We start from the raw sequence: 18,458 nt of genomic DNA on the forward strand, positions 1-18,458 counted from the left end.
AGAACACATTATTATAAAATAAGCTACCTCATTTTTTGAAGTAGCTTATTTTTATATCAGGTTATTAAAAATTACAATTTTGTGGCAACAAAGATTTTCATTGGCCAATTAAGATTAAATGTCCCATCTTCTTGTTTTTGAACTCCCAATAATTCATGTGCTGCATTCAGGCAATCTTCAGGAGTTGTTGAAATCATTGCGTGGAACTTGTATATAAAATCACCGATCTCTTCCTCTTTTTTAAACTTCCATTGTAACGGCAGATCATATATTTCAGGATTTGAGAATCCACTTATTGCACAAAGTGTTTCTGTAAAGCCATCACTCCAAAATGCGACTTCATGACCTGTCACACAATGTTTAGCAACATGTCTGTCAAAATAATCAGCTAATTTAGTAGATGACCATACATCACCAATTACCAACCTGCCATTTTTTTTCAGAATACGGGAAAAATTACCAAAGGCTTTTGTTTTATCAAAACAATGATGTAGTGCACCAAAGCTCCAAACAGCATCAACTTTTTCTTCTGGAAGCGAAATATGATCTGCTCCCTCTTGTAAAACCTCAATATTTTCTTTCTTTAATCCTTTAACTCCATTAAGCTGATCGTCTGACGGGTCAGAAACAATAAGTTTCCCTGCAGGCAACATATCCGCCAATATTCCTGAAAAGAATCCACTTCCTGCACCTGCTTCCAGAATAACTTCATGAGATTGGGGAGCAAGATATTTTTTCATTACATATATATCACTTTCTCTTGCGTCGGGATAATCGTTAAGAGCCTGTTTGTACATTTGTGATCTTAATCCATTAAATAAGATTTGATTTTCTTTCATAATATTTTTGTTGGTGTGTATGAGTAATTTTTAAATAAAAAAACTGTTCATAATTATTTATGTTTAATAAAAACAGTTCTATAGTTCCAAAAAACATCACATAATTCGTAATATAAATCTTATATATTAAAAATATACTATAAATTCATTTTTTTAACTTAAATTTATCGCTCAAGACCAGTACCGTTACCAGTTTGTATTTAAAGGAGGCTTTCCATAGCTTTTCTTATGATGGATCATTCTATTCTTTTGATTCCTTTTTCCTTCATTTTAGAAGACAAGGTTCATTATATTAAATCAAATATTCTTTGATAAAGAAAACACCTGTACACTTGTAAAAGATAATCTATTCTATATAAGCATTGCTGTTGGCCTGCATCCCTGATAATACCTATTTAAATTTTTACATAATTTAATTTATATATATATGAAACATTTATTTAAGTACATTTTATTTCTGGCCATGGCATCTTTTTCTATGGCCTGTAGCTCTGATGACAGAGAAGAAGAAATTATTATCCAGCCAAGCCCGGTAAAAATCATGTTTTTCAAAAATGCTGATGATTTTGCGACCACTTATGATCCGGACAATAAAGTAAACCAAACAATCAGGATGCGGGCATTTGACCTGTATAAACAGGGAAACTGGAAAGAGCTTGAAAAACTATTTCAGACTAATAACCTGAATAGCGGCTGGCCACCGGCAAACGGCGGTTACAATATTGTAGATGATGTTGCAATACAGGCCGGACAAAAATATGACAGATATAGTGGTGCCGTTGGAAGCTATAACGGAACCGGAAATCCAACGTTAGGCGGGAATTTTACCAGCCCAATCATCAATGGATATGTATATACTTTCACAGAAAGGGCTTTAAACCAGCCTGAAAACAAATATGATTTCTATTATCAAATAGATGTCCTTAATGCATTACCTTTTAGATCTCAAACGGCAGATATTATTCCCTGGTTTAATCAAACCGGAAACGGAAAACAGACCATGTGGAAAATTCCCATTGACATTAATACCGGATTTCCGAAAACTTGGAATAAATTAGCAGAAGAAGGATATATTAAAATTACCATTAAAAAAAGCCCAAGTGGAAAATACCCTAACCTGGAAGGGACTGTGATCCAGTAAACAATTAAGCTCAGATGTATTCAATATCAAAAAAAATAAGAATTGGTAAAAAAGCCCTGCTCAAGAAAGACAGGTTCATTAATGACGAAGTAATTCCGGCAGCCATAACCCAGTTTGCCTGCTGTGAATGTAGTCATGAAAATTCAATTGAAATCACTCCCTATCAGTCAGGTTTTCCGATCATGAAAATCTACCATGAAGATCTGGTAGCATCAAAATCAGAACTGTTAAAAATGGGAATGGTTACCGAAACTTCACAGAGAATGCAACATTATGGAGAATTAACAGTAAATGATCTGCCTACATTATACTTCGGAACCTCCTGCACATCCTGCAGCACAAACTATATTTGTATATTTAGCTATGGAGAAAAACAGCCAGGTTTAGAAATATTAAATATCTCCGGAATTTGGGAATATCAGGAATTGGAATAATTAAAATTGAATACCACCAATAGATTTTAAATAAGGACCACAGCTTTAGAGTTGTGGTTTTTTGTATCGTATTAAAAATTACTGACACTTAAAATTTTCCAAAACCATTTAAAAACATAAACATCTGTGAAAATCTACGTCATCTGTGGTCTAGAAACCTATTTCAACCCAGCATTTCTTCTATTTTCCCTTCATTCATGATATTTTGTGAAAGTTTACTTTATGAGTTTACAATTCGTTTTTTATCTTTGTGGTAAATAAAAAATTTCATGGATAAAATTGATAGTTTGAACCAAGTAGCAGAATTCCATACTACTTTCAAAGCCCCTATTCTAGACACCCCACAAATTCCTTCTCCGGAAAGATGCAATCTTAGAGTAGAACTTCTACAGGAAGAACTTAATGAACTGAAACAAGCGATTGCCGACAATAATATTGTAGAAATTGCAGATGCTCTTTGTGATTTACAGTATGTTTTAAGTGGTGCTGTACTGGAATTCGGACTTGGCAACAAATTTGTAGAGCTATTCAACGAAGTTCAGCGTTCTAATATGTCTAAAGCATGTGATAATGAGGAACAGGCTAATGAAACCGTTGAATTCTATAAAGAAAAGGACGTAGAATCTTTTTATGAGAAATCTGGTGAAAAGTTCAATGTGTACAGAAAAGCAGATCATAAAGTATTAAAAAACAAATACTACTCTCCTGCTGATCTAAAGTCAATTATTGAGAAATAAAATATGAAAAAATTTATTACAAATATTGTTGCCGCTTCAAGTTTATTTTTAGCTACCCAAGAGCTTAGTGCTCAGAAAGTAGTGGTTAACCGCGAAGTCACCACCGAAAAAGATGGCAAAATGCTTCTGGGACATCAGTTGAAGGGACAGTTTTTGAAAGCTCCTTATGCTGACTGGTATGTAAAAGAGCATGATGAATATGCTTTGGACCAGAAGGCAGTCAGTGAACTGAGAAAGGAAAGGCTGGGATCTTATGATATCATAGTTTTCATGGGAACCTGGTGTGAAGACAGTCACAGAGATTTTCCAAGACTGATGAAAATTCTGGAAGATATAAGCTATCCTGAAAGCAAGCTGACCATTATCGCTGTTAACCGTAAAAAAGAATCTCCTAGTGGAGACGAATCTCTTTATAACATCCAGAAAGTTCCTACCATTATCCTGAAAAGATATGGAAAAGAAGTAGGTAGAATTGTAGAAATGCCTACCAGTGGATATATTGAAAGAGATTTAGCTGAAATTCTGAAAAAGAATGACTCCTCTATAATTAAAGAAATTTTTAAATAGATTTGAGAAATTATAAACCAATTTTATCGTTTGCAGCGGGGGCCGGTGTTATGGTTCTTCTGTTTTTTGGGCTTAAATCCTGTCTTAATCTTGGTAAGAAAACGGAAAAGTCAGATTATTATATCCTGACCAACCAGATCTCCAAAATGAATAAGATGGTGGTGATAGAACAGAACAATTCCAGCATGCAGAAAACCAAAATGGGCTATGAATTCATGGGTAAAGAGGTTTCCAGTAACAGTATTATTACCTTTACAAAAACCAATGCACAGGTTTCTTATGATCTGAATAAAATGAAGATTGAAGTAGACTCCATCAACAAGAAGCTGGTCATCACTGAACTTCCTGATGCAGACATCAGGATTACACCCAGTGTTGAAATTCAATCCCTGGATGATTCCTTTTTTAATAGAATTTCTGAGAAGGATATTAAAAATGTAACGGCAAAAGCTAAGGAAACAGCAACTAAATCTATTGATCAGAACCAGTTGAGAACTGAAGGACGAAAGCAATTGATGGAAAATCTTGATAATATTTTTGTTTTGGCAAAGGCTTTGAATTATACTATAGAAGATAAGACCGGAAAGATCGGTATTCTTGGACTCTAAAAATAATTCAGCAATGGACTCAAAAGGAAATAACAAGAAAAAGGAATCTGCCAATACCGCAGAAACCCAAAAGCAAAATCAGGATTTCCAGAATATTCCTGCTTCATCGAAAAAGGTTAATCCCCCTGATATCGACAAGGAAGACATTCAAAAAGCTTCCAAAAACAAATCAGGAAAAACGGATAATACATAAGAGTAAAAAAACTGTTAAGGTTTAAATATTTCAGAAATAAAACGAAAGGATCTGTCTCATAAGAGGCAGATCCTTTCTTCTAACTATCTATCTAAGTGAACCTTCACATATAACTACACAATGGTAGATTTTCCAATTTTTACATTTTCAAAATTATAATAGGACTTCTCCGAATACCTGATATGATCCGCAATAAAGCTTCCCACTTCACTGGTAGAATAATATTGTTTGGTATTAAGATCTATCGTCACATATTTATTTTCGATCGCATACTCTACAGACTGCCTCAGTTTGTTGGCGGCAGACTGTAATCCAAGATGATCCAGCATCATTGCCACACTTAAAATAGAAGCAATAGGGTTGGCAATTCCTTTTCCTTTTGCCTGTGGATAAGAACCGTGAATAGGCTCAAACAATGCATTATTCTCTCCTACTGATGCCGACGGAAGCAATCCGATAGACCCTCCAATCACACTGGCTTCATCAGAAATAATATCCCCAAACATATTCTCCGTTAAAATAACATCAAACTGCTTTGGATTAAGGATCAACTGCATGGCTGCATTATCTACAAACATATAATCTAACTGTACATCCGGATATTCAGAAGCAATTTCCTGGCAGATCTTTCTCCATAATCTGGAAGTATCTAAAACATTAGCTTTATCTATTAAAGTCAGTTTTTTATTTCTTTTCTGTGCTTCCTGAAATGCCATATGGGCAATAGGAAGAATATCTTCTCTGCTGTACCTGCATATATCATAAGCATATGCTCCTTCCGGATCAGTAAATTTTTCTCCGAAGTAAATCCCGCTTACAAGTTCTCTGAAAATCTGAATATCCGCACCTTCAATGATCTCTCTTTTAAGCGGACTTTTTTCAATCAGAGAAGCATATGTTTTTAAAGGACGGATGTTGGCAAATAATCCTAATTCCTTACGAAGTCTCAATAGCCCCTGCTCCGGTCTTATCTTGGAATCAGGATTATTGTCAAATACAGGATCTCCTATCGCTCCGAAAAGCACAGCATCAGATTCCTTACAGATCTTAAGGGTTTCTTCCGGTAAGGGATCTCCTGTTTTAAAAATAGCCTCTGCTCCTATCAACCCGTAATCAAAGTGGAATTTATATTGGAAAGCTTCAGCAATCACATCCAAAATCTTGATGCTTTCACTGATGATTTCAGGGCCAATTCCGTCTCCGGGAAGTACTGCGATTTTAAAATAATTGTTGCTCATTTTTTTTCTGTGTCTTTAGTTCAAATTCTGCGATCGCCTTTTTTTTGCTGATTAAAAAATCAATATCGTCATAGCCATTCATAAGGCATATTTTTTTATAAGAATCAAGTTCAAAAGTTTCTGTGGTATCTTTGAAACTGATAGATTGCAATTCTACATCAATAGCAATTTCATTATCCGGATTTTCATTGATTCCTTCTAAAATTTCCTTTAAGAATTCTTCAGAAACTTTTACCGGAAGAAGGCCGTTATTTAAAGCATTTCCTTTAAAAATGTCAGCAAAATAACTGGAAATAATAACCTTGAATCCATAATCCGTTAATGCCCATGCGGCATGCTCCCGACTGCTTCCACATCCGAAATTATTTCCTGCTACTAAAATCTTGCCACTGAATTTTGGATTGTTCAGTACAAAATCAGGATTAGGCTCATGGGTGTGAATATTGTATCTCCAATCTCTGAACAGATTTTCTCCAAAACCTTTTCTGTCAATACTTTTTAGGAATCTTGCAGGGATAATCTGATCTGTATCTATGTTTTCTGCCGGCAATGGAACTGCACTGGATTTTATAATAACTAATTTTTGCATGTAATTTTTAATTTAAACTTTCAAAAGCTGAAATTCTACCTTCTATTGCGGCTTTCGCTGCAGTAAGCGGACTTGCCAGAATTGTTCTGGAACCTTGCCCCTGTCTTCCTTCAAAATTTCTGTTTGAAGTAGAGACACAATACTCTCCCTCCGGAATTTTATCATCGTTCATGGCCAGGCAAGCAGAGCATCCGGGCTGGCGGATCTGGAATCCCGCATCATTAAAGATTTTGTCAAGTCCTTCCTCATAGATCTGTTTTACAACCTGCTGAGAACCGGGAACAATTAATGCTTTTACAGCATCAGATTTGCTTTTCCCTTTGATATATTGAGCTGCGGATCTAAAATCTTCAATCCTTGCATTCGTACAGCTTCCTATAAATACATAATTAATTTTTATACTGGATGGAGTCTGTCCGGCTTCCAGTCCCATATACTGTAAAGCTTTTGCTTCAGATTCGTTTTGAGGGACAGGAATAGTTTCATGGATAGAAATCCCCATTCCTGGATTCGTTCCATAGGTAATCATTGGATAAATATCTGATGCATCGAAGGTAAGTTCCTGATCAAAAACAGCTCCTTCGTCAGTCTTTAATGTATTCCAATACGCTATTTTTTCTTCCCATTCTTCTCCTTGTGGAGCAAATTTTCTTCCTTTAACGTATTCAAAAGTGGTTTCATCCGGAGCGATCATTCCTCCTCTGGCTCCCATTTCAATACTCATATTACACACCGTCATCCTTCCTTCCATCGACATTTCTTCGAAAACATTTCCGGCATATTCACAAAAATATCCTGTGCCGCCATCAGTTCCTGTTTTTGAAATAATGTAAAGGATAACATCTTTAGCCTGAACATTATCATTAAGCTTACCGTTTACAGTAATTCTCATTGATTTAGGCTTGTTAAGTAACAGGCACTGACTTGCAAATACCTGAGCTACCTGACTGGTTCCGATTCCAAAGGCAATGCTTCCAAATGCTCCATGCGTTGAAGTATGACTGTCTCCACATACAATACTCATTCCCGGCTGTGTAATCCCTAGTTCAGGAGCGATAATATGGACAATTCCCTGATACTGATGTCCCAATCCGAATAATTCGATATTATTTTTCTGACAATTTTCAGTTAACTGCTGAACCTGATTTCTGGACAATTCATCACGTATTGGTTCTTCCTGATGAAGTGTTGGTACATTGTGATCTGCAGTAGCCACGATCTGCTCCGGTCTGAATATTTCCAGATTTCTGGATTCAAGCTCTGCAAATGCCTGTGGACTGGTTACTTCATGGATCAGATGTTTATCAATATAGATGACCTGTGGCCCGTCAGGAACCGTATCTACTACATGAGCATCCCAAACTTTATCAAAAAGTGTCTTTCTATTTTCGTTCATTTTTACTTTATCTTGAATTAAATCAAACCCTATCCTATTTTTCTGCTGCATGTTTCCATGATCAATGCCAGATCTTCATTACCGATTTCCTTTTTAAGATCTGCTATTTTTAAGAATTCCTGATACAGGTAATCCAATTCATCTTTGGTGACATCATGACCAATATGTTTAAAACGGTAAGCTAATGCTGAACGTCCACTTCTGGCTGTAAGAATGATGGAAGAAGCATTTACACCCACTTCAGCCGGATCAATAATTTCATAAGTTTCTCTATTTTTGATCACACCATCCTGATGAATTCCTGAGCTGTGGGCAAACGCATTGGCTCCTACAATGGCCTTATTAGGCTGTACAGACATTCCCATTAGATCTGAAACCATAGTGCTCAGTTCATTCAACATTCTGGAATTGATGTCTGTATGGAGATTCAACTGTTTGTGTTGCTTCAGAATCATGACGACCTCTTCTAAGGCTGTATTTCCTGCTCTTTCCCCCAATCCATTAATCGTACATTCGATCTGGCGGGCTCCGTTGATGGCTCCGGAAATAGAATTTGCAGTAGCTAAGCCTAAATCATTATGACAGTGGCATGACAGAACTGCTTTTTCAATTCCTTTTACATTTTCTCTCAGGTATTTTATTTTCTGGCCATATTCTTCCGGTAAACAGTATCCTGTAGTATCAGGGATGTTCAGAACGGTAGCACCAGCCTTAATTACAGCTTCACAAACCTGTGCCAGGTAAGCATTATCTGTTCTTCCCGCATCTTCAGCGTAAAATTCTACATCTTCTACGTAGTTTTTGGCATATCTTACTGCTTCAGCTGCACGTTCTATAATATTTTCTCTTGTTGAGTTGAATTTATATCTGATATGTGAATCGGAAGTACCGATTCCTGTATGTATTCTTGGTTTCTTTGCAAACCTTAGAGCTTCAGCAGCAGTATCAATATCTTTTTTATTTGCCCTTGTCAATCCGCATACTTTTGCATTTCGTACGAGTTTTGAAATTTCAGAAACGGATTCAAAATCTCCAGGACTGGAAATAGGAAACCCTGCTTCAATGATATCAACGCCCAATTCATCAAGCCTTTCAGCAATAATCAGTTTCTGTTTTGTATTCAGTTTACAACCAGGAACCTGCTCCCCATCTCGTAGTGTGGTATCAAAAATTTCAATTTTTTCGGAATTCATAAATGAAGTTTTTTACTTAATTTTGATTCAAAACTACAGCTTGCAATATTTTTTCATTTTCAGTTTTCCAGAAAATTACAATATTCAACAGTTGAAGAATTAGTTTTATCTTATTGATAATTAATTATTTAAATTTTAAAAATTTACAATGGCAGAATTGCAGAAAGATTTTTTGTTTGTATTGGTAAAGTCATTGACGACTTCCGAAAAGCGACAGTTTAAGTTATATGTGAACCGTCTCGGAATTAATGTAGATGCTAAATTTCTGCTTTTATTTGCTGAAATGGATAAGATGAAAGAGTATGATGAAAGTATAATTATCGAGAAGAAAATATCTACGAAACAACAGCTTTCTAATCTTAAAGCACATCTTTATAAACAAATTCTTGTAAGCCTCCGCATGAACCCCAGTCATCAGAATTATAGAATTCAGCTCCGGGAGCAGTTGGATTTTGCCAATATTCTGTACCAGAAAGGGCTTTACAAACAGGCTTTAAAGATCCTTGACAAAACCAAACAGACGGCTTTGGAGTTGGATGAGAAAAGTATCGCCTCCGAAGTTATAGACCTTGAAAAAGTAATTGAATCCCAATTCATTACCAGAAGTATTGAAGGGCGTGCGGAGGAGCTAATAAGACAGTCCCAGGAATTAAGCAAACAAAACCGTTATACTACAAAATTATCCAACCTTTCTCTGAAGTTATACAGTGAAATGCTGACTCATGGTTATGTAAAAAATGATACAGATCGTGAAGAAATTCTGGATATTTTCAATTCTCATATTAAAAATATCAGGTTCGACAAGCTGAATTTTACAGAGAAACTATGGTATTTTAAAGCGCATGTCTGGAAAAATCAGTTGTTACAGGATTATAAATACACCTTGAAATATGCTTATCAATGGGTGGATTTGTTTCATAAAAGTCCGGAAATGATCTTCAGCCATCCGGTTTGGTATATTAAAGGAAATACTTATCTGTTGAAAATCCTGTTTCTGTACGGAAATATTGATATTCTGGAAGAGAATTTTAAGGAATTTAATATAAGAGTTAATGCTGAAAATTTTTCCCAGAATGAGAATCTTCAGTCCCTTATTTTCCTTACGCATTACAATACGCTGATGAACATTCATTTTGTTAAAGGTGAGTTTTTTACAGGAACCAAGCTTATTCCTGAAATCGAGTTGAAAATGGAAAAACTTAGAGAACGAATTGATGAGCACCATTTTATGATCCTTTATCTTAAAATGGCTGCCATGTTCTTTGGAAGCAAGATGTACAAAAAGTCGATTGAATACTCTATGAGAGTTATAGAATCGAAGGGAAATGTACAGGAAGACCTGTTGTTTCACACTCGAATTCTGATTCTGATGTCCAAGTATGAATCCGGAAATGATGAAGATTATGATGAGTTCATTGCTTCTACTCTGAAATTTGCCCGAAAGATGAAAAAGCCTGAGGAATTTCACTTTGAAAGCATTCAGTTTTTTAAAAATGTGAATAATCAGTTACCGGATCAAAGACAGAAGGCTTTTGAGATTTTTGATAAGAAGTTAGAAGATTTTTCTCACAATGAATACTATAGACGATCATTATTTTATATTGATATCCATGGGTGGATAAAATCTAAGGTTCAGAATGTAGATGTAATCGAGATTATTAAGCAGAAAGTGAGATACAAGAGGAAAGGCTAACGAATTTTTCTCTCTGATTTCGGAGATTAAGCAGATCATTGGGATTATAGTACGCGATATTGCTTGATCTGCGTGAGGTTTTTTATTTATACGTAAAGCTTTATGATGATGGCTGTATATTTTTATGGAGCTAAGAGTGAGCAGGTGAACTTACCTGATGAAGGGGGTGAAAATGTTTCGGCGGGCTCTTTGAGCCCGCCGAAACATTTTTTATTCATTTTTAAACCTAATTCTACTATTTATAAATGTTTTTTATAAAATTTAAGGCATTTTGATGACTTATCTTTTTTACAAGCTCAGCAGAGAATCTCTGTTCAATTTCTTTATTAATAGATGGATAAACCGATGCATTAGAATGTTCTTCAAAGAAAAACGGATGACGTGAGGTATCCAGATGATCTTTCCAATAGAAATAATCTGCTCCATAGGCGATGTTGTCTTCTCCCCCCAGGTCAAGTCCGTATTGGATGTGTTCATAAAGTCTTTCAGGATCCTCCAGGTCTACATAATCCTTAATGAAGTTCAGGCCAATCAGTCCATTTCTGTTGATCACTTCTTTTGCCAGTTCATCAGGAAGATTCCGGTTGTTCTTATAAATGGTTCTGTAATTGGAATGGCTTGCCAGAATAGGAATTGAATAATTTCTCTGATTGATATAACTGAAAATATCATAAGCCAGCTGATCGCTTGTATGCGCAAGATCTATGGCAATTTTCCGGTCAGCAATATAATCAATCAAAACTTTTCCGTCTTCCTTTAGTCCGACAGTAGCATTATTTCCGCCTCCAAAACGGTTTTCTGAATGATGGGTAATTCCGATATAAAGTACTTTCTGAGTATTTTCGATAATGGCTTCCAGATTCTTAAATCCTGATTCCAGGCTTTCATTTTCGTCACAGAAAGCAGATGCATTTTCAATGGATGCAATCACTCCTACCCGGTTTTCATTCTCCGGGTTTTTATAGTTTTCATTTTCAAACAGGAAAAAGTTTTCATTTTTGATCAGTTCAGAAAACAATTGGCTTTGCTGCAATCCGTAAGCTGTACTTCCTTCACCGGTTCCGGCATACATGGCCATTACCTGAAGTTTTACATTTCCTTCCTGTAGATAAGGCAGTGAACATCCCAGTTCTTTGTCGTCAATAGTTGAATTTGACCTCAGTAAATAATATAACAGGTCACAGTGCAGATCAATGTTTATTGTATTCATAGTAGGATGCAATTTATAGCTTTTATTTCTTGTTTTGAGTTAAAGCATTATTGATAAATTCAATGTTTGTATTTTCAAAAATCTCCAGCAATTGCGGGACAAAATCCCCGAATTTCTTGTATTTTTTTCTGTTGGAATTATAATCTTTCAATTTTTCTTCTAATAAAGGAATAAAAATGAAGTTATTCTTTAAATGATATTCTTTCAGTTTTTCGGCTCTTTCAAAATCTTTCTGGATTTTTGCCGTCTCAATTTCTCCCAATCTCACCAAATGCTCAGCAACACAGGTTTGATAGTCACCATAACCTCCTGTTTTGATCATTGTTTCCTTTAAGTTTGATTTTTCAAACAAATCTTTAAACTTTTCAAGCTTATCTTTATATTGATACACTTCCTTATTTACAAAAGAATGCCCAAACTCATGAACACTGAGAAATCTTGCCTGAAACTGATTGTCATACCCAAATTGTCCCTCTTTCTGTACCTTCACAAAAGGACTTGCTATTTCATAGATATTTTGAGCTCCTGATTTTAAAATAACATCTGTCCCAATACCTCTGCCTTCATTATCTTCAATAGGCCACATCATCATGGGTGAAATAAGAACAGTATAAGAGTTAAATGCTTCACCATACAAGCCTTCCATTGCATTGGTAAAGCCGGACGGTATCTGCTGGCTGTATTCTTTTATTCCCCCATCATAAAAAGACTTGTTTTCGGCAAAAAACTGTTCAATATTTTCCTTATTGTAGAATTTTGACAGCTCAGAAAAATAATTTTTAATTAATCGGGTAACTTCTTCATTCTGTTCCTTTGTCAGATTATTGCTGTCATACCGGTATTCATTGATCCATTCCGTGGAAGGAAATTCTTTATGGTACAGTAAAGGTTTCATCAGAATATCATTCCCTGAACCGTATTTTTCCAGCAAAAGATCATTGATCCTTGCCGTTGCAACCGCAATATCAGAGTTCTTCAATTGTTCATATTTCTTTAATGCATTTTTTACAACAGGCTGATAATCATAACATTCTTTTATTTTATAGAGTTCAAAATCCTTATTATGTTTACGGTGGTCTGCTGAAAGTATTTCTGCGAGGAAGTATGTTTCAATATTCTTGTTGTAGGCAACAGAAAATTTAGGGCTTTTTTTCTGGGAAAAACTTAATGTAGAAGTCAGTGAGACAAAAACGAAGAAGATCTTTTTCATTATTAAATATTAATAGGGCTAATATAGTATTTTATGTAAAAAATGCGTATTTTTGCATCTTAAAATTTTTTAGTAAACAATGATAAAAATTACACTTCCAGACAATAGTGTCAAAGAATTCGAGGGAGCAGTTACTCCTCTAGATGTGGCAAAATCTATAAGCGAGGGATTGGCTAGAAATACCATTTCCGCAATTGTTAATGATAAACAAGTAGAAGTAACCACACCTATAACCACGGATTCTACGATACAACTTTTGACCTGGAATGATGATCTTGGAAAGAAAGCTTTCTGGCATTCTTCTGCTCACCTTTTGGCGCAGGCTATCCTGGAATTTTATCCTAACGCTAAACTGACTATTGGTCCGGCAATTGAAAACGGATTTTATTATGATGTAGATTTCGGGGATGAAAGTTTATCTGAAAAAGATTTTGAAAAGATTGAAAAAAAGGTCCTTGAAAATGCAAAAAAAGGATCTACATTCTCATTATATCCTGTTTCAAAGGAAGATGCTTTAAAAACATATGCTGACAACCCTTACAAAGTGGAACTGATCTCTAATCTGAACGATGGAGAAATCACTTTTGTAACACACGATAACTTCACAGATTTATGTCGTGGAGGCCACATTCCGAATACAGGAATTGTAAAGGCTGTAAAGATCTTAAATGCTGCAGGAGCTTATTGGAGAGGAAATGAAAAGAACCCTCAATTAACAAGAGTGTATGGTATTTCTTTCCCTAAACAGAAAGAACTTACGGAATACCTTGAAAGATTAGAGGAAGCTAAAAGAAGAGACCACCGAAAACTGGGTAAAGAACTTGGTATTTTCGCATTTTCTGAAAAAGTAGGTGCCGGTCTACCTCTTTGGTTACCAAAAGGAACAGCTTTAAGAAGAAAATTAGAAAATTTTCTTTCTGATGCCCAGAAAAAAGGAGGATATGAATTCGTAATGTCTCCACACATTGGAGCCAAAGAATTGTATGTAACTTCCGGACACTGGGATAAATATGGAGCAGACAGCTTCCAGCCGATTAAAACTCCGAATGAAGGAGAAGAATTCCTGCTGAAGCCTATGAACTGTCCGCACCACTGTGAGATCTACAAGACTTCACAATGGAGCTACAGAGATCTTCCGAAAAGATATGCGGAATTCGGTACTGTATACAGATATGAGCAAAGTGGAGAGCTTCACGGATTAACAAGAGTTCGTGGATTTACTCAGGATGATGCTCACCTTTTCTGTACTCCGGATCAGCTTTCTGAAGAATTTGAAAAAGTAATTGATCTCACACTTTATGTTTTCAAATCTTTAGGTTTTGAAGATTTTGTGACTCAGGTTTCTTTAAGGGATCCTGAAAACAGAGAAAAATATATCGGTTCTGATGAGAACTGGGAAAAGGCAGAGAGCGCGATCATCAATGCTGCTCAGAAGAAAGGCTTAAAAACAGTTGTTGAATACGGTGAAGCTGCATTCTACGGTCCTAAGCTTGACTTCATGGTGAAAGATGCATTGGGAAGAAAATGGCAGCTTGGAACAATCCAGGTAGATTATAACTTACCGGAAAGATTTGATCTTCACTATATCGGAAATGATAATGAGAAGCACAGACCGGTAATGATCCACAGAGCTCCTTTCGGTTCTATGGAGCGTTTTATCGCAATCTTATTGGAGAATACTGCCGGAGATTTCCCATTATGGCTGAGCCCGGATCAGTTTATTATTCTACCAATCAGTGAAAAGTATGTAGATTATGCAAAAAAAGTTTCACAATTTTTGGAAAATCACGATATTAGCGGTCAGATTGATGACAGAAACGAGAAAACAGGTAAAAAAATCCGTGATGCTGAATTGAAGAAGATTCCTTTCATGCTTGTAGTAGGAGAAAATGAAGAAAAGGATGGTACAATTTCTGTAAGAAGACGTGGTGAAGGAGACCTTGGAGTAATGAATATGGAAGATTTCGTAGCTTACTTCAAAAAGGAAGCTGCCATTTAATAAATTAAAATAAGGTATTGAGAGATTATTAATTTCAAAATCTCTCAATCTTTTAATATCAATAAGTAGTTAACCAATAAAATTATAATACAATAGCACAAAGATTTAACAACAGGGGCCCACAAAGACGTCCTGTACAGGAGGACTTACACTTGATCAACGATAAAATTCGTGTGAGAGAGCTTCGTTTGGTGGGCGATAACGTAGAGCCAGGAATTTATCCAATTGACAAAGCAAGACAGATTGCTGCGGAACAGGAATTGGATCTAGTAGTAATTTCTGATAAAGCAGAACCTTTTATTGCAAGAATATTAGAATATAAAAAATTCTTATATGAGCAAAAGAAAAAACAGAAGGAACTTAAAGCTAAACAAGTAAAAGTGGTGGTGAAAGAGATCCGTTTCGGACCTCAGACAGATGACCATGATTACGAATTCAAGAAGAAGCATGCTGAAAAATTCCTTGAAGAAGGTTCTAAATTGAAGACCTACGTATTTTTTAAAGGACGTTCGATTATCTTTAAAGATCAGGGAGAAATCTTGCTTTTAAAACTTGCTCAGGAACTGGAGCATGTGGGTAAAGTAGATCAGCTTCCTAAGCTTGAAGGAAAGAGAATGATTATGATGATGAGTCCTAAAAAACCAGCAAAATAATTAAGTCATTATTTTACATATAAAAAAACCTCAAATTATTTTGAGGTTTTTTTATTTTAAATTTTCATGGTATCGTTTCATCAGAAATAGAAAGAGGGGCTATGTAGTCATCATTTGTATTGCCCCCCATTTCTACAGGTTAGTCTTAGTTTTTATCCTTCAAAATCACCACAGTTATGCTCTTTAAAAAGCGGTAAAGCTTTTCGGGTCGTAAAATATTTTGCTACTCTTTTATTTTTTAATTCGAGTTTCTGTCCTTCTACGGCCAGCTCATAAACGGGTGCCTTATCGATCTGAGTTAAAATATAGATTCTCTCTGGTGTTTTTACAATCATCTTATTTCCTTCGCCGGAAAATGAAAAATCATTAATTTCAAAAGTATCCTTTTCATCACAGACATTGGTCCATTCAATTTTATTCTTTGTTATGGACAGACTTGCCAAATCACACGAATAACAGTTTCCAGAGAACTCTATACCATATTTCTCATATACATCTGTACTTTTTGTATTCAATACATCAATAGGAACCAATGCCGAGAAATCTTCCGGTATCTCTTCTATTGCTGAAACAGTATCCTTTTTAGGGGTAGGTTTGGAAACGGTATCTATTTTTGCAACCGCAGCATCTGCTCTGTTCCCTTTTTTCTCTGTAGAAGGTGAACAGGAAGCCAATAAAGCGACCGCAACTGAAAAGCTGGTTATTACGTTTTTCATCTGCAATCAATACTTAGTTTTATCATTTGCAAAAATGCCTAAAATTCATCATTCAATATATCCCTGTTTTCAGCCATTTATTGCCCATATTCAGGGGTTTTGTTGCCCACTCATCTGAATACCGATACATTTGTCAAAAAATAAAAAATGAAACCCTTATATCAATTCTTCATATCATCTACAGTGGTTCTGATGGGATGTAACCCACAAAATAAAACATCAGAAACACATAATGTAAAAACTGAAGTTAGCCAGAAGATAATAACATTTGCTGATTTTAAAAAGATAAAAGGAGTAGACAATGTGCAGGAGGTCCCTTTTGAACTCTCTACCAAGTTGGATTCTGTACAGTTTTTTGTATCTCCGAATAAAAACGCTGTCCATCTGAAAATAGCTTATAATAAGTTCGATAATTATTATGGATTTGAAGAGTTTGATGACTTCTACTCTATTCACTATAGCATTAATAATACTATTTCAAACAGTATTGAAGCTTTTGTTTTGAAATCAGAATTCACGGCTTCATTTGACCTTACTTTAAAAGGTGTAGATCTTTATCAGATCAGAAGCAGTACCTTGAAGAAGTCTCAGGACTTAAAAAATAAATCATTCAGTAAATATGGTACAATCAACGAAATTTCGGAACAGGAATTTATAACAGCTTCTAAAAATAGAATTGATGAAGTGTTAGTAAAGAATCCTCAGATTAAATTAAAAGGCGAAAATTGGATCTATACAGATACCTCAAAAGAAACCGTGATTACACAACATGAAAATGTATCTACAGAAGACGGAACTTTATCCAATGAATATATTGGACAGTCTCCTTACCTGCATCTGGAGGTTTTCAAAGAAAATTCAGTAGAGACCATAGATACATACTATTCTTTTTATAATGTAAAATCAACAGCTGATTTTGCTTTGTTTACAGGAGGATATCCTCAGATTCTTCCCGGAAAAAACTGGATTTCTTCAATCTCTTCAAATAGTGATGTAGGAAGCAATTTTGAGATCAATAAATATCTGGAGCAAACCCATAATCAAGAAAACCTCTTGTATGTAAACTTTACCAATTTTAAAATTGCTAACGAAACGAAGGCTTTCTGGAAGGATGATAAAACTTTTTATGCTGAAGTGTATCCTATTAATTCAGCAGCGGCACCTGGTAAAAAGCAAAAAACTGCTTTTATAAAAATTCAGCTGAAGGATAATCTGTTTTAAGAAAACTGTATTTGAGCCTGCAATCAAATAAAAACCCCTGAAATCAGCCAGTGTTTATGGGAGTAAAGTCCAATATCTTTGCAGCAGTTATTTAAAGATATACCATGAGAAAAATAAGTTTGACATTCCTTTTCTGTCTATTAAGTTTTATGACTTTTGCACAAGCTTTAAAAGTAGTTATTAAGCAGGACGGAAAAGTAATTGAACCTGTAAATGATGTTTATGATCTGAAAAAATCACCTTTTGTATTTGAGTTTACGGCTACTAATCTTGAAGGCTTTTTAGTAGGAGCTACAACGGATAAGGATATCTATGCAGGGGCTTTAGGTATTTTCAATACGGAGGTTCCATGGTTTCAGAGTACAGGAATGGCAGAGGAACTTTATAACAAGGATAAAGAACTATTATTAATGGATTCTGCACCATCATACTGGTATTATACAGATGTAAAAGATCACAGGTTTGATAAAAACCCTAAAGGCAACTTAAAACAATGGACAGCTACGCGAACCATTACAAGGTTTTATGATGTGATGGTAGATCAAACTATCAATTTAAAAGATTTTGACGGAAGAGTTTATCTATTGATGTATCAGCCTGAATATAATAAAGAATATGATTTGACAGGAAAGAAAAACCTATTCCAGGCTGCGTTGAGATTCAAAGACTAAAGATTACACACCTAATTATTTGATTATATATAGAAAAGGTCTGCTTTTACGATGTAAGCAGGCCTTTTTGTTGTTTGAATATGGCTAAAGTTTTGAAATATATTAAACCATTAAGATTTTTAAGAGGAAAAGGTAAGGTAAGGTAAGACA

At 35.3% G+C, this 18,458-nt stretch carries 19 protein-coding genes; 11 read left to right on the forward strand and 8 right to left on the reverse strand.

Annotation, left to right across the window (positions count from 1 at the left end; translation table 11 throughout):
• Positions 1-71 precede the first annotated feature (71 nt).
• Complete coding sequence (locus DRF65_RS20190) at positions 72-839, reverse strand: class I SAM-dependent methyltransferase (RefSeq protein ID WP_115972552.1); 768 nt, start codon at positions 837-839, stop codon at positions 72-74.
• Between the two features lie 427 nt (positions 840-1,266).
• Between DRF65_RS20190 and DRF65_RS20195 the strand changes: the two genes are divergently transcribed.
• The 6 genes from DRF65_RS20195 (at position 1,267) to DRF65_RS20220 (ending at position 4,519) form a co-directional block, all read left to right on the forward strand.
• Positions 1,267-1,980, forward strand: a complete 714-nt coding sequence (locus DRF65_RS20195; protein ID WP_115972553.1) for a glycohydrolase toxin TNT-related protein — start codon at positions 1,267-1,269, stop codon at positions 1,978-1,980.
• A 14-nt stretch (positions 1,981-1,994) separates the two neighbouring features.
• Positions 1,995-2,414, forward strand: a complete 420-nt coding sequence (locus DRF65_RS20200; RefSeq protein ID WP_115972554.1) for a hypothetical protein — start codon at positions 1,995-1,997, stop codon at positions 2,412-2,414.
• Positions 2,415-2,683: 269 nt separating this feature from the next.
• Positions 2,684-3,151 (forward strand): pyrophosphohydrolase domain-containing protein, encoded by a 468-nt coding sequence (locus tag DRF65_RS20205; protein WP_045496588.1) that lies wholly within the window; start codon positions 2,684-2,686, stop codon positions 3,149-3,151.
• A gap of 3 nt (positions 3,152-3,154) precedes the next feature.
• The gene (locus DRF65_RS20210) at positions 3,155-3,718 is read left to right on the forward strand and encodes a TlpA family protein disulfide reductase (protein WP_115972555.1); all 564 of its coding nucleotides are present in this window, start codon (positions 3,155-3,157) and stop codon (positions 3,716-3,718) included.
• A 2-nt stretch (positions 3,719-3,720) separates the two neighbouring features.
• Positions 3,721-4,326 carry a DUF4230 domain-containing protein gene (locus tag DRF65_RS20215; protein ID WP_115972556.1) on the forward strand — a complete coding sequence of 202 codons (606 nt, stop codon included), beginning with the start codon at positions 3,721-3,723 and terminating at the stop codon, positions 4,324-4,326.
• A gap of 13 nt (positions 4,327-4,339) precedes the next feature.
• On the forward strand, positions 4,340-4,519 hold the full coding sequence (locus DRF65_RS20220) for a hypothetical protein (protein WP_115972590.1): 180 nt from the start codon (positions 4,340-4,342) through the stop codon (positions 4,517-4,519).
• Between the two features lie 113 nt (positions 4,520-4,632).
• On the opposite strand, the gene leuB is transcribed toward DRF65_RS20220, so the two are convergent.
• The 4 genes from leuB to DRF65_RS20240 are packed head-to-tail and all read right to left on the reverse strand — an operon-like array spanning position 4,633 to position 8,935.
• Positions 4,633-5,757 carry a 3-isopropylmalate dehydrogenase gene (gene leuB / locus DRF65_RS20225; protein ID WP_115972557.1) on the reverse strand — a complete coding sequence of 375 codons (1,125 nt, stop codon included), beginning with the start codon at positions 5,755-5,757 and terminating at the stop codon, positions 4,633-4,635.
• The gene (leuD, locus tag DRF65_RS20230) at positions 5,738-6,346 is read right to left on the reverse strand and encodes a 3-isopropylmalate dehydratase small subunit (RefSeq protein WP_115972558.1); all 609 of its coding nucleotides are present in this window, start codon (positions 6,344-6,346) and stop codon (positions 5,738-5,740) included. The genes leuB and leuD overlap by 20 nt, the downstream gene beginning before the upstream one ends.
• Positions 6,347-6,353: 7 nt before the next feature.
• Complete coding sequence (gene leuC, locus DRF65_RS20235) at positions 6,354-7,742, reverse strand: 3-isopropylmalate dehydratase large subunit (protein WP_115972591.1); 1,389 nt, start codon at positions 7,740-7,742, stop codon at positions 6,354-6,356.
• A 29-nt stretch (positions 7,743-7,771) separates the two neighbouring features.
• The gene (locus tag DRF65_RS20240) at positions 7,772-8,935 is read right to left on the reverse strand and encodes a 2-isopropylmalate synthase (RefSeq protein ID WP_115972559.1); all 1,164 of its coding nucleotides are present in this window, start codon (positions 8,933-8,935) and stop codon (positions 7,772-7,774) included.
• 148 nt (positions 8,936-9,083) lie between these two features.
• Here DRF65_RS20240 and DRF65_RS20245 point away from each other — a divergent pair, with 148 nt between their 5' ends.
• Positions 9,084-10,628 carry a hypothetical protein gene (locus DRF65_RS20245; RefSeq protein WP_115972560.1) on the forward strand — a complete coding sequence of 515 codons (1,545 nt, stop codon included), beginning with the start codon at positions 9,084-9,086 and terminating at the stop codon, positions 10,626-10,628.
• 235 nt (positions 10,629-10,863) lie between these two features.
• Here DRF65_RS20245 and DRF65_RS20250 read toward each other — a convergent pair whose 3' ends face one another.
• On the reverse strand, positions 10,864-11,838 hold the full coding sequence (locus tag DRF65_RS20250) for a dipeptidase (protein WP_115972561.1): 975 nt from the start codon (positions 11,836-11,838) through the stop codon (positions 10,864-10,866).
• A gap of 22 nt (positions 11,839-11,860) precedes the next feature.
• On the reverse strand, positions 11,861-13,048 hold the full coding sequence (locus DRF65_RS20255; RefSeq protein WP_115972562.1) for a DUF4932 domain-containing protein: 1,188 nt from the start codon (positions 13,046-13,048) through the stop codon (positions 11,861-11,863).
• A gap of 79 nt (positions 13,049-13,127) precedes the next feature.
• Here DRF65_RS20255 and thrS point away from each other — a divergent pair, with 79 nt between their 5' ends.
• Both thrS and infC read left to right on the forward strand, forming a co-directional pair.
• Positions 13,128-15,047, forward strand: a complete 1,920-nt coding sequence (gene thrS / locus DRF65_RS20260) for a threonine--tRNA ligase (RefSeq protein WP_115972563.1) — start codon at positions 13,128-13,130, stop codon at positions 15,045-15,047.
• A gap of 152 nt (positions 15,048-15,199) precedes the next feature.
• The gene (gene infC / locus DRF65_RS20265; RefSeq protein ID WP_172625635.1) at positions 15,200-15,700 is read left to right on the forward strand and encodes a translation initiation factor IF-3; all 501 of its coding nucleotides are present in this window, start codon (positions 15,200-15,202) and stop codon (positions 15,698-15,700) included.
• Between the two features lie 152 nt (positions 15,701-15,852).
• On the opposite strand, the gene DRF65_RS20270 is transcribed toward infC, so the two are convergent.
• Positions 15,853-16,416: a hypothetical protein gene (locus tag DRF65_RS20270; RefSeq protein ID WP_115972564.1), complete on the reverse strand. Its 564-nt coding sequence runs from the start codon at positions 16,414-16,416 to the stop codon at positions 15,853-15,855.
• A gap of 147 nt (positions 16,417-16,563) precedes the next feature.
• Between DRF65_RS20270 and DRF65_RS20275 the strand changes: the two genes are divergently transcribed.
• On the forward strand, positions 16,564-17,637 hold the full coding sequence (locus DRF65_RS20275) for a resolvase (protein WP_115972565.1): 1,074 nt from the start codon (positions 16,564-16,566) through the stop codon (positions 17,635-17,637).
• Between the two features lie 104 nt (positions 17,638-17,741).
• Positions 17,742-18,308 carry a hypothetical protein gene (locus tag DRF65_RS20280; RefSeq protein WP_115972566.1) on the forward strand — a complete coding sequence of 189 codons (567 nt, stop codon included), beginning with the start codon at positions 17,742-17,744 and terminating at the stop codon, positions 18,306-18,308.
• Positions 18,309-18,458: the final 150 nt, after the last annotated feature.

Source organism: Chryseobacterium pennae (assembly GCF_003385515.1).
GTDB lineage: Bacteria > Bacteroidota > Bacteroidia > Flavobacteriales > Weeksellaceae > Chryseobacterium > Chryseobacterium pennae.